This window comes from Bradyrhizobium sp. (assembly GCF_047605465.1).
In the GTDB taxonomy this organism is placed as follows: Bacteria; Pseudomonadota; Alphaproteobacteria; order Rhizobiales; family Xanthobacteraceae; genus Bradyrhizobium.
In genome coordinates this window covers 1-12036 of the sequence record NZ_JASGFS010000073.1, presented here as the reverse complement: position 1 = coordinate 12036, position 12036 = coordinate 1, and the positions used below count along the sequence as shown (strand labels likewise).

Sequence of the window (12036 nt, the reverse complement as noted above, 5' to 3'; positions counted from 1 at the left end):
ACTGCGACACGCGGCAACCGGGTGCAGCGCGGCGGCAGGCAACGGTGCACGCGCCGGGGCGCGGCGCGTACGTCATCGGGCGCAAAAGCGCCGATCAGGCCGGGGTTCGAGGGGGATGATCCGGAGGCTTCGTGCCGAGCCCGTCGATCAGGAGATCGTCGCTCGGGGCGAGCGAACTGTGCTGCGCATGGCGATCAATCAAGGCCATGGCGCCGGACGGGGCGGGAAGGGAAAGGCTCAGCAGGCACAGCGCCACGAACGGGCACGACCCGCAATCCTTGGGCCCAGGCCGTCCCGGGCAGCAGGGCATGTCGTCGGTCATGGCCTGGAGATCATCGGCCATGTCCTGCGTGTCGCCCGACATCGCCGGCGTGTCGTGAGACATCGCCCGCGTGTCGCCCGACATCGCATGGCTATCGTCAGACATCATCTGCATGTCGTTGTGATGCGCGGCGCCGGATGACGGTCCGGCAAGCGCGGGAGCCGCCAGCGGCGCGAGCAGGAGCCCGGACGCGACCAGCAGCATCACCAGAGCATTGGCGAACCGTTTCAGGATCATGGCCCCTTGTCGCACGCAGCGGCAGAACCCGCAAATCGCCTCGCCATCACGATTTGGCCAGCGAGGTTCGAACGGATCGCTCCGGGCTTCAACGGTTGGGAAGCCTCATGTCCTCGCCTCTTTGCCATGCCCGGGCTTGTTCCCGGCATCCACATTGTTCGTGCGGTGAGGCGGCGATGGCCGGGGCAAGCCCGGCCATGACACGGAGAAAACCGCGCTGCTACGCCTTTTCTTCCCAGATCATCGCGAGATGCACGATGGTCTGCACCGCCTTTTCCATGTCCTGCCGGCTGACCCATTCGAGGCGCGAGTGGAACGCGTGTTCACCGGCGAAGATGTTGGGGCAGGGCAGTCCCATGAAGGACAGGCGCGAGCCGTCGGTGCCGCCGCGGATCGCGGTACGCATCGGGCGCAGGCCCGCGCGGCGGATCGCCTCGATGGCGTATTCGAGGATGTGCGGGTGACGGTCGATCACCTGCTTCATGTTGCGGTACTGCTCCTTCACCTCGAACTTGTAGGTCGAGCGCGGATAGTCCTTCATCACGTCCTTGACGATCCCTTCGAGTAGGACCTCCTTCTCCTTCAACCCTTCCTCGGTGAAGTCGCGCACGATGAAGGAGAGCGTCGCCTGCTCCAGCGCGCCGTCGATGCCGATCGGGTGCAGGAAGCCCTGCTTGCCGGACGTCGTCTCCGGCGAGCAGCCCTCCTTGGGCAGGCGCTCGACGATGGCGGCGGCGATCTTGATCGCGTGTTCCATCTTGCCCTTGGCGTAGCCGGGGTGGGCGCTGACACCGTTGATGGTGATGGTGGCGCCGTCGGCCGAAAACGTCTCGTCCTCGACCGAGCCGGCGCTCTCGCCGTCCATGGTGTAGCCGAAATCGGCACCGAGCTTCTTCAGGTCGACATTGTCGACGCCGCGGCCGATTTCCTCGTCGGGTGTGAACAGGATCTTGATCGTGCCGTGCTTCACGTCGGGATTGTTGATGAAGAAATGCGCGGCATCCATGATCTCGGCGACGCCGGCCTTGTTGTCGGCGCCGAGCAGCGTGGTGCCGTCGGTGGTGATGATGTCGTTGCCGATCTGGTTCTTCAGTGCGGGATGTTCGGCGAAGCGGATCACCTGGCTGGTGTCGCCCGGCAGGATGATGTCGCCGCCGCGATAATTCTTCACGACTTGCGGCTTGACGCCCTTGCCGGTGACGTCGGGCGAGGTGTCCATGTGCGAGCAGAAGCAGATCACCGGCACCTTCTTGTCGGAGTTGGCCGGGATCGTGCCGTAGACGTAGCCGTAATCGTCGAGATGCGCGTCCGCGATGCCGATCGCCTTCAACTCGGTGACGAGCACGCGGCCGAGATCCTTCTGCTTCTCGGAGGACGGCGAGGTCGGGGATTCCGGATCGGACTGGGTGTCGATGGTGACGTAGCGCAGGAAGCGTTCGGTCACGGTATGCGAAAAGGTGAGAGAGGACATTTCTGGTCAAACCGCCGGGTCAGGTGAGCCAAGCGATATATCAGAAAAGCGTCATTCCGGGGGCCGCACTGAATCCGGCCGGGCCGGCGGATCGGATGCCGGATCAGGCTTAACGAAGCGTAACGCTTCAGATCGCTTCCTTGAGTTCCTTGACCGGCCGGAACGCGACCTTCTTGCTGGCCTTGATGTGGATGGGCTCGCCGGTCGCGGGATTGCGGCCGGTGCGGGCGGCGCGTTTGCGGACCTGGAGAATGCCGAGACCGACGATCCGGACGCGGTCGCCTTTCTTCAGGTGCCTGGTGATCAGGTCGACCATCTCTGTGAGGATCGCCTCGGCGTGCTTTTTCGACAGATCCTGGCTTTCCGCGATGTCCGCGGCGAGGTGCTTGAGCGTGATCGTGGCTGGAGCGGCTGCCTTCTTCGCCATGTCGGGCCTCCCAATGTCTTGCCGGAGGCACCGTGCAGGGCCTCGGAACCTCGCAAGTCCCAGGAGGCGTAGACGATTCGGGACCGGACTGACTACGCCGCAGGGCGGCGGAGCGCGTCGGACCCGATGGATTTGGCCTGTGGATGCAACGTCCTTGACTTCACAATGACGCGCCTTTAAGTCCCCCCTCGTTCCGCGGACATCGCGTCATGCGGGAGTAGCTCAGTTGGTTAGAGCGCCGGCCTGTCACGCCGGAGGTCGCGGGTTCGAGCCCCGTCTCTCGCGCCATTTCATGGCGGAATATCAATCACTTAATAATTGGTCCGATTTGGTCCCGTCGCGCGCTTATCCGGCACTACGTCGAGTGCTGCGCTAATCCGCATCGAGAGCGGCCGAAAGCTCGCTAGATAGGGATTCGGTGTTCTGCGACCTGCCTTTGCGAGCGCAGGCGGAAGGCGAGCGCATTCTCGGGCGTGAATCTGAAGTGCAGATCCTCCCCCTCCTGATGGGTGAACGTCGCGCCGGCGCGCAGGTGAAAGGCGAGCACACTGCCGTTGAATTGCCGAACGTCGAAATGGCAAGCTTCGAAACCCAGTGCATCGAAGCCCAGCTCATAGACCATCACGGCAGAGACCGTGGCCAGACCAGAGACCTTGGGTGGTGGAATGATCCAGCTGCCCCAGCAGAACGAGCTGCGACCGTCGATCTCGCGAAAGTCGTACATGCGAACAACGCCATGCGGGACGCGGTCATGTGCGATGACGAAATAAAACTCGAGGCCGTCTCGCTCTCTCTCCTTGTACCGCTCCAACCATTGACGCTGGGCGACTACATCGTCGGCTCCCTTGTTGAGGTGCCGGGAGAGTTCGTCATCCGCACGCAGGCTGAAGATGAATTCCGCATCGTCCGGCTCTGCCATGCGGAAGTGCGTCTTGTACTTCGGGTTGAGGGCGGACGTCGCGGCGATCCTGTGAAAGGCCGGAATGTCGGCGAGGTCCTGCCGGGCGAGCGAGCGGCGCAAATGGCTCATTGGCTAGAAATTCCAGGAAGAAAATCAAAATAATAGTCTACGGTAGAGTCCGTGGACGGCGTGCGCCACGGGCTGTTTGTCGCAACCCGTTAGAGTTTCCCGCACATGGGACTTCCGTCGCTGCTTTGCTGCCCCGTGTTGCGCGATACGGTCGTCACCCAAACGACGAAGGCCGCCCGGAGGCGGCCTTTTGGTACCAAACCGGACCTTTCGGGTATCAACGAATCTGCGACGTCCCGGAGCTCGTGACAGTCACCGGCTTGCCGGCCTTGACCACGTGGGCGGACTGGGCGGTCTGGGTGAGGTCCGCGCTGGTGCGGGTCGCGATGCCGAAGGCGGCCACGCCAATGCCGGCCACAAGCGCCACCACCACGATTTTCAGGTGCGTCGCACGATCAGCAGAGTGAATTGAATGGTTCATCTGAGCCTCCCGACGGGCTTTTGCCGCCGTCTGTTGGCTCTTTTCTAGGGAGCATCTGTTTCCGGATGGTTTCGCCGGTTCCGCAAAATGGTTTCATACCGCCGCCCGATTGATTTCGCCGGGCGGCGCAGGGGGAGAGCGGGCCTCAAGCCGCCGCCCGGGCGATATCGGCCCTGATCGGACGGGCGGCCCAGACGAACAGGAGCGCTCCGAGCGTGGTCGTGATCGCGGCCGACAGCAGCGAGTACCGCACGGCGTCGGCGCCGAAACTGCCCTTCAGTGCATCGTTGACCACGCCCACGGCGAGGGGGCCGACACCCTGGCCGAAGCAGGTCGCGGTGAGCGCGATGAGTGCGGAGGCCAGCGCCCGCATGCTCGGCTTCGCCACCGTCTGGGCGATCGCGAAGATCGGGCCGAGATGGAATCCGACCAGGAACGAGGTCAGCGCCAGCATGGCCACCATCGTCGCGAAATCCTGCGTCAGCATGCACACCGCGAACACCGGGCCGGCGAGGCCCGAGGTGATGGCGGGCGCCCAGAGTTTCCAGCGGTCGTCGCGTCGGCTCACCTGTGCCACCACGAAACCGCCGAGCAGGGTGCCGGCCATGCCGGCGAGGCCCTTGAAGGTGCCGGCATAGGTGCCGATCTCCGCGCTCGACAGATGATGCACGCGCGCGAGGAACGGCGGAATCCAGGCCGCCGTCGCATAGTTGGTGTAGGTGGTCAGGCAGAAGCCGATCAGCACGATCACGAAGCTCCGCTGCGAGGCCAGGAAGCGCAGCGTCGGCCCCAGCGGCTCGGGCACGAAGCTCTCCTGCATCGCGCCGCGCTTCGGCTCGGAGATCGTCAGCCACAGGATCGCGGCGAGCAGGATGCCCGGCAGGCCCGCGACATAGAAGGCGCTTCGCCAGCCGTAATGCTGGTTGACGTAGCCGCCGACGAAATAGCCGAGGAAGACGCCGAGATAGGTGCCGATGGCATAGATGCCGAGGGCGCGCGGACGCTCGTTCTTGGCGAAGAGGTCGGCGACGATGGATTGCGAGGCGGGCGAGCCTGCGGATTCGCCGATCCCGACGCCGATCCGCGCCAGCGCCAGCGACGTCACGCTCGAGGCCGCGCCGCACAGCGCCGTCATCGCGCTCCAGAACGCGAACGCGAGGGCGACGATGTTGCGCCGGTTGAGCCGGTCGGCCACGCGCGCGATGGGAATGCCGAGCACCGAATAGAACAGCGCGAAGCCGAAGCCTGCCAGCAGTCCCATCATGGTGTCGCTGAGCTGGAATTCCTTCTTGATGGGCTCGATCAGGACATTGAAGATCGTGCGGTCGAGGAAGTTCAGCGCGTAGATGATCGTGAGCAGCCCCAGCACGTAATAGCGCCGCGCCGCCGGCGCTGCCGTGGCCGCCTGCACCGGCACCTGTGACGTCACGTCGACCATCGCTTCCCCCAATTTCATTTTGTTGTCGTTGTCGGTGCAGCCCTGATCGGACTGTGGTCTAGCTTTCGCGGATGTAATTCCCCGCTTCGAATTCGACCGGCGGCGCGCCTGCGTCGAAGCTGACGCCGATCGGGTCGCGCTCGGCCGCGAGCGCTTCGAGCTGATCGCTCAGCATGCGACGGATCATCAGGATGCCGCGGTCGCTCTGGCCGAAATGCTCTTCGGAATGGACCGTGATCTCGCCCTGGCCGACCTGTGCCTCGTAATCGCCCGGGAATTGCTGGTGCTCGGCTTCCGTCATGTCCCACCAGAACTTGCCGTTGAACTTCGAGCGCATGCGGCCGATGTCTCCGGAATTCTTGACGCGGCCGGCGACATAGATGCGGAACGAGGTGTCGTCGATCGGCAGCGTCCAGCCGATCGACTCGACGCGGGCGAACTGCGCCACGCGCGGGTTCGGCACCACGCGCAAGGTGGGGAGGGCGGCTTCGGTGACGCGGTAGAACACCTTGCCGTCGTCCTGCCGGCGGATCGAGCGCACGGCGATCCCGCGCGGCGTCTTGTCGAACTTCACCTCCGGCATCGAGGCCATCATGTTGGTGAACTGCGGGCCCGAGAACGAGCCGTGCAGCACCGGCACGTGGTAGGGATCGACCACGTTCTCGAAATGCTGCAGCCAGTTGCAGGGGATGACCGCCGGTCCGCCGCCGCCGATCGAGGAATCGTCCGCCTCGACGAACTCGCCGTCGTCCATGGTCTCCAGGCACTCGTAGCGCGGCAGCACCGGGCGTTTCTCGGCCGGGCCCATATAGGCGAAGATCAGGCCGTAGCGCTCTTCGACCGGATACCAGGGCTGACGCACCTTGTCCTTGAACTGGCCGCCGTCGGGCTCGCAGGGCTGCTCCAGGCAATGGCCTTCGGTGTCGAACTTCCAGCCGTGATAGCAGCAGCGGATGCCGTCCTCCTCGACCTTGCCGTAATAGAGCGTGGTGCCGCGATGGCAGCAGCGCGCGTGCAGCAGGCCGACGCGGTCGTGCTTGTCGCGGAACAGGACGAGGTCCTCACCGAGCACGCGCACCTTCTTCGGCGTGTCGGTGGCGTCAGCGGCGAGGCCGACCGGATGCCAGTAGCGGCGGAGCAGTTCTCCCATCGGCGTGCCGCGCGCGACCGACGTCAGCTCGGAGCGCGTGTGTGCCGGCTTCATGGCATAGGCCGTCCCGAGATCGCGATCCCGCTGGGTGATGGTCATGTCGTTCCTCCCGCCGCAGCCCTTCATGGCCGGGTCGCTTCTGCTCTTGATCCAAGTCAAGGACAGATCGTTGATAATGTCAACGGTATTCAAATCGCTTCTTAGTTGCATTCGGAAGACGATGACCGGCATCGCCGGGCGGGCTTGGCAGGCTGCAGCTTTCTTGGCAGAGGTGGGCCATGAGCCAGACAAAGAGCAGGGACGGGCGCGCATCGCCCAAGGCGGACGAGAGCGAAGCCTCGCCGGCGCCGATCACCGTGATGCTGTCGTCACGATTGATGGTGCTCGCCAACCTGCTCAAGCGCGGCGCCATGCTGCGCTACAAGCGCCTGGCGGGATTGTCCTCGGTCGAGTTCGGCCTCGTCGCCTCGCTCGGCCGCCGTCCACCGATGAGCGTGGCGCGGCTCGCCGAAGCCGTGGGCCAGGACAAGGGCCAGATCAGCCGCGCGCTCGCCGACCTCGTGTCGCGCAAACTGATCGCGAAGGCGGCCAATCCCAGGGACAGCCGCGAGGTGCTGGTCTCGCTGACGACGGCCGGTCTCGCCGCGCACGATACGATCGTGGCCGGCGCGCAGGAGCGCAATCGGCGATTGCTTGAACATCTCAGCGATGACGAGTTCCACACGCTCCTGCAGCAGATCGACCAGCTCACCGCGATCGCCGCGGGGATGCTCGAGGCGGAGAAAGTTCCGCGCTGATGGAAACATCTGGAAATGTTGGATCGCTTCTAAGAGGAGTTCTAAGAAGCTTTCAATTAGCGATATCGCGCGCGCTCCAATAAAGCGTCGCTGAAACGCATGCTGCTGGGGGATCGGCGGCATGACGAGCGAAGCACGCAGTTTTGGGGTGGCGCGTTGAACAATCTCCGCATGTTGCGGTCGGCCGTATTGGCGACCGCGTCCGCTTGGGTGCTGATGCCGCAGGCATCGCTTGCGCAATCGTCCGCGCAGAGTGGCGCGCAGAATCTGCCGCCGGTGACCGTCGCTGCGCCGGAGCAGCGCCGTCGCGCTGCCACCGCCGCGCCGCGCCGCGCGCAGCGATCCGCACCGAGCGCGAATAGCCAGAAGCCGCAGCCACAGCGCAACGTCGGCTTCGTCGAGACGGCACGCGGTCCGGTGCGCGGCTACGTCGCCAATCGCAGCTCGTCCGGCACCAAGACCAACACGCCGATCATGGAGACGCCGCAAGCGGTCTCCGTCATCGGGGCGGAGCAGATCCGCGACCAGAAGCCGAACAAGCTCGACGAGGTGCTGCGCTACACCGCCGGCGTTCGCGCCGGGACCTTCGGCGCGGATACGCGCAACGACTGGTGGCTGATCCGCGGCTTCAAGTCCGACGACATCGGACTGTTCCTCGACGGCATGCAGCTGTTCTACACGGCCTATGCGAGCTGGAAGCTCCAGCCGTCGAACATGGAGCGCGTCGAGGTGCTGCGCGGCCCGGCGGCGGTGCTCTACGGCGGATCGAGCCCGAGCGGCATCGTCAACGTCATCAGCAAGCTGCCGCCGACCGAGCCGATCCGCTACATCGAGGCCGGCGTCAACAATTTCGGCAACGCTTACATCGGCTTCGACATCGGCGGTCCGGTCGCGACGCAGCCCCAGGACGGCAAGCTGTACTACCGCTTCGTCGGCCAGGTGCAGAACGGCGGCACCCAGGTCGACTTCATCTCGGACAACAACTACTTCATCGCGCCGTCGTTCACCTGGAAGCCGGACGCCGACACGACCTTCACCGTGCTGGCCTCGGCATCGAAGCAGGACACCCGCGGCATCAACTTCCTGCCCTACCAGGGCACGGTGACCAACGCGCCCTTCGGCAAGATCCCGACCAGCTTCTTCGCCGGCGATCCCAGCGTCGACAAGTTCACGCGCGAGCAGGAGATGCTCGGCTATCAGTTCGAGCGCAACCTGACCGACGACCTGACGTTTCGTCAGAACGCGCGCTTCGCGCATGTCGACCTGACCTATCGCGGCTATGTCGGCAGCGTCTGGACCGACATCAATACGGCAAGCCTCAGCCGCTACAATTGGTACGCGAAGGACACCGCCAACCAGGCCAATCTCGACAACCAGCTCGAGTACCGTTTCAACACCGGCCCGGTGAAGCACACGATGTTGTTCGGGGTCGACCTCAAGGGCTACCAGATCGACGACTACCAGGCCTTCGGGTTCGGCGTGTCCTCGATCAACGTCCTCAATCCCACCTATGGCGCGGCCGAGGTCCCGCTGCCGACCGCTCCGTTCCGCAACTTCCTGATCACGCAGAAGCAGGCCGGCACCTATCTCCAGGACCAGATGAAGCTCGGCAACTTCACGCTGGTGCTGAGCGGACGCAACGACTGGGTCGAGACGACACAGGCCGCTCGTGACACCGGTGCCATCGTCGGCCAGCGCGACGACAGCAAGTTCAGCGGGCGCGCGGGGCTGATCTACAATTTCGACAACGGCATCGCGCCCTACGTTTCGTACTCCACCAGCTACAATCCGATCATCGGCCTGAACGCGGCGAACCAGTTGTTCCTGCCCGAAACCGGCAAGCAGGCCGAAGTCGGCGTGAAGGTCGCGCCGAAGGGCTTCGACGGCTATTTCACGGTCTCGGCCTTCGACCTGGTCCGTCAGAACGTGGCGACGACGCTGCCGGGCAGCACGCCGGTCCTGCAGAACCAGACCGGCGAGGTGACCTCACGCGGCATCGAGCTCGAAGCCGTGGCCAACGTGACGCGCGAGTTGAAGCTGATCGGCGCCTTCACGGCCTATCATCTCTTCACCAGCAAGGACCTCGATCCGACCCTGGTCGGCAAGACCCCGACCAACACGCCCCAGACGCTGATCTCGGGCTGGGCGGACTACACCTTCAAGGACGGCCCGCTGGCGGGATTTGGCTTCGGCGGCGGCGTGCGCTATGTCGGCTCCTCCTGGGCCGATACCGCCAACACGCTCGAAGTTCCCTCGGTCGTGCTCGGCGATCTCGCGGTCCATTACGAGTGGCAGAACTGGCGCACGGCGATCAACGTCATCAACCTGACGGACAAGATCTACGTCGCGAGCTGCGCATCGGATACGTCCTGCTTCTACGGCGACCGCCGGCGCGTGACCGCCAGCGTCTCCTACAAGTGGTAGTGACAGATGAGGGAAGGGCATCGTGAAGGCGCGTACCGTCAGGCTCTGGTCCGTGGTCCACACCTGGACCAGCCTGATCTCGACCGTCTTCCTGCTGCTGCTCTGCCTCACCGGCCTGCCGCTGATCTTCCACCACGAGATCGATGAGCTCCTGGGCTACGCCCCCCGGCCCGAAGCTCATGCGAGCGCGGCGCGCGCGACGCCACAGCAAGTCGCCGACGCCGCGCTCGCCGCCGATCCCGGCCGCGTGATGCAATACATCTCCTGGGACAAGGACGAGCCCGGGATCGTCACCGCCTTCACCAACAATGCCGTCGACGGCTTGCCGGACAATGCGACCGTACGCGCCTTCGACGCCGTGTCGAAGAAGCTGCTCGGCCCGGTCGGCGTCGGACCGATGCTGATCGTGCTCAAGCTGCACACCGACATGTTCGTCGGGCAGGGCGGAAAACTGTTTCTCGGCGCGATGGGGCTGCTGTTCGCCGTCGCCATCGTCTCCGGCGTGGTGCTGTACTGGCCGTTCACCCGCCGCCAGCGCTTCGCCGCCATCCGCGACCGCGCCTCGCGCCGTGTCGTCTGGCTGGACTGGCACAATCTGATCGGGGTGGTGACGGTCGCCTGGGCCCTGGTGGTCGGCCTGACCGGCGTCGTCAACACCTGGGCCGAACTGATGCTCAGCCAATGGAAGGCGACCGAGCTTGCGAGCATGGTCGCGCCCTATGCCGGCAAGCCGCCGCCGTCGCATCTGGCCTCGCTCGACGATGTCGTCACGCGCGCGAAGCAGGCGGCTCCCGGCATGGAGATCGCCTTCATCGCCTATCCGGGCACGCCGTTCACCTCCTCGCATCACTTCGCCGCCTTCATGCGCGGCGACACCGCCCTGACCGCGCGGCTCCTGAAGCCGGTCCTGCTGGACGGCGAAACCGGGGATGTCGCCGATAGCCGGGCCCTGCCGGTCTATCTCCAAGCCCTGCTGATCTCGCAGCCCCTGCATTTCGGCGATTATGGCGGCATGCCCCTGAAGCTGATCTGGGCTGCGCTCGACATCCTGACGATCATCGTGATCGGCAGCGGTCTCTATCTCTGGCTGGCCCGGCGACGGAGGCGAACGCCCGCCGGCGCGGACGCATTCGCCAAACGAGCCCCGGTCCCGTCGTGATGCATGGCTCGCCCGATCGCTCGCGGCTGTGGATACGCGTCTTTGGTGCCCCCATCCTGCTCGCGGCTGCGACCGTCACCGGCCTGTTGGCGGCGCTGCTGTGGGGGACGGCCGGCCAATATGTCGCCTGGGTGACGGTGGGGGCTCCCGTGTTGGTCGTCGCCTGGGTTTGGGTGCGCTGCCGCACGAAGAAAACCGGGTGATTCCGAAGCACCCGACGGGGTGAATGGCGGTCCAACCGCTGTGCGCTGCAGGCTCGGGATTGCCGGCCTGCCGAACTGTGGCCGCCCTTGCTGGGTCTGGCGATCTGCTCCATACCAGCGCGGGGTGATTCCGGGATTTCCACGATTCCGGACGTGGCAAAGGGCTTAAAAAGAGCGTGTCTTGCGCCCATTGGTGCACTGCGCTAAGGCTCAGAATAATTCCAAATCGGACGAATCCGTGGCTGTCCCGAGGCCACGGGAAAAAGGGCTCGCCAATGAGCGGCATTCTGCAGAACTATCTTCCACTCGTCGTCTTTATAGGTGTTGCGGGTATCATCGGCCTTGTGCTGTTGATCGCGCCCTTCATCGTGGCGTTCCAGCAGCCGGACCCGGAAAAGCTGTCGGCGTATGAGTGCGGTTTCAACGCCTTCGACGACGCCCGCATGAAGTTCGACGTCCGATTTTACCTGGTCGCCATCCTCTTCATCATCTTCGATCTCGAGGTGGCGTTCCTGTTTCCGTGGGCGGTGGCGTTCGGCAAGCTCGGCGCGACCGGCTTCTGGTCCATGGTGGTGTTCCTCGCCGTGCTGACGGTCGGGTTCGCCTATGAATGGAAGAAAGGGGCACTCGAATGGGATTGAACCCTGCCACGCCGTCCGCCGGTCCGCTGCTCGCGCCGGCCCCGAAGGGCATCCTGGATCCGTCGACCGGCAAGCCGGTCGGTGCCAATGATCCGTTCTTCCTCGAGGTCAATCACGAGCTGTCCGACAAGGGCTTCTTCGTCGCCGCGACCGACGATCTCATCACCTGGGCCCGCACCGGCTCGCTGATGTGGATGACCTTCGGCCTCGCCTGCTGCGCGGTCGAGATGATGCAGGTCTCGATGCCGCGCTACGACGTCGAGCGCTTCGGCTTCGCGCCGCGCGCCTCGCCGCGCCAGTCCGACGTGATGATCGT

The 12036-nt window shown here is 64.8% G+C and carries 11 protein-coding genes, 1 tRNA gene and 1 pseudogene; 6 read left to right on the top strand and 7 right to left on the bottom strand.

The window, feature by feature from the left end:
* Positions 1-94: 94 nt before the first annotated feature.
* The 3 genes from QM712_RS31875 to QM712_RS31865 all read right to left on the bottom strand — a co-directional run bounded on the left by QM712_RS31875 (position 95) and on the right by QM712_RS31865 (position 2457).
* Complete coding sequence (locus tag QM712_RS31875; RefSeq protein ID WP_415027123.1) at positions 95-559, bottom strand: hypothetical protein; 465 nt, start codon at positions 557-559, stop codon at positions 95-97.
* A gap of 220 nt (positions 560-779) precedes the next feature.
* Positions 780-2030, bottom strand: a complete 1251-nt coding sequence (gene pepT, locus QM712_RS31870) for a peptidase T (protein ID WP_415027122.1) — start codon at positions 2028-2030, stop codon at positions 780-782.
* Positions 2031-2157: 127 nt separating this feature from the next.
* Positions 2158-2457: an HU family DNA-binding protein gene (locus QM712_RS31865; protein WP_415027121.1), complete on the bottom strand. Its 300-nt coding sequence runs from the start codon at positions 2455-2457 to the stop codon at positions 2158-2160.
* Between the two features lie 211 nt (positions 2458-2668).
* On the opposite strand from QM712_RS31865, the gene QM712_RS31860 reads away from it, so the two are divergent.
* Positions 2669-2745: transfer RNA gene (locus tag QM712_RS31860), tRNA-Asp, on the top strand.
* Positions 2746-2860: 115 nt separating this feature from the next.
* Here the strand turns inward: QM712_RS31860 and QM712_RS31855 are convergent.
* The 4 genes from QM712_RS31855 to QM712_RS31840 form a co-directional block, all read right to left on the bottom strand.
* Positions 2861-3487, bottom strand: a complete 627-nt coding sequence (locus QM712_RS31855; RefSeq protein WP_415027120.1) for a GNAT family N-acetyltransferase — start codon at positions 3485-3487, stop codon at positions 2861-2863.
* Between the two features lie 217 nt (positions 3488-3704).
* Positions 3705-3908 (bottom strand): hypothetical protein, encoded by a 204-nt coding sequence (locus QM712_RS31850; protein ID WP_415027119.1) that lies wholly within the window; start codon positions 3906-3908, stop codon positions 3705-3707.
* 145 nt (positions 3909-4053) lie between these two features.
* Positions 4054-5346, bottom strand: coding sequence for a spinster family MFS transporter (locus QM712_RS31845; RefSeq protein ID WP_415027137.1), 1293 nt, complete (start codon positions 5344-5346; stop codon positions 4054-4056).
* A 58-nt stretch (positions 5347-5404) separates the two neighbouring features.
* The gene (locus QM712_RS31840) at positions 5405-6595 is read right to left on the bottom strand and encodes a Rieske 2Fe-2S domain-containing protein (protein WP_415027118.1); all 1191 of its coding nucleotides are present in this window, start codon (positions 6593-6595) and stop codon (positions 5405-5407) included.
* 179 nt (positions 6596-6774) lie between these two features.
* On the opposite strand from QM712_RS31840, the gene QM712_RS31835 reads away from it, so the two are divergent.
* The 5 genes and pseudogenes from QM712_RS31835 to QM712_RS31815 form a co-directional block, all read left to right on the top strand.
* Positions 6775-7293 (top strand): MarR family winged helix-turn-helix transcriptional regulator, encoded by a 519-nt coding sequence (locus QM712_RS31835; protein WP_415027117.1) that lies wholly within the window; start codon positions 6775-6777, stop codon positions 7291-7293.
* A 171-nt stretch (positions 7294-7464) separates the two neighbouring features.
* A complete protein-coding gene (locus tag QM712_RS31830; protein WP_415027116.1) occupies positions 7465-9717 on the top strand; it encodes a TonB-dependent siderophore receptor in 2253 nt (750 codons plus the stop codon).
* Between the two features lie 22 nt (positions 9718-9739).
* Entirely contained in the window at positions 9740-10876 is a 1137-nt protein-coding gene (locus QM712_RS31825; RefSeq protein ID WP_415027115.1) for a PepSY-associated TM helix domain-containing protein, read from the top strand.
* Positions 10877-11354: 478 nt separating this feature from the next.
* Positions 11355-11720, top strand: a complete 366-nt coding sequence (locus QM712_RS31820) for an NADH-quinone oxidoreductase subunit A (protein ID WP_415027114.1) — start codon at positions 11355-11357, stop codon at positions 11718-11720.
* Positions 11711-12036: pseudogene (locus QM712_RS31815) on the top strand (NADH-quinone oxidoreductase subunit B); the annotation flags it as partial. The gene QM712_RS31820 and the pseudogene QM712_RS31815, both read left to right, overlap by 10 nt.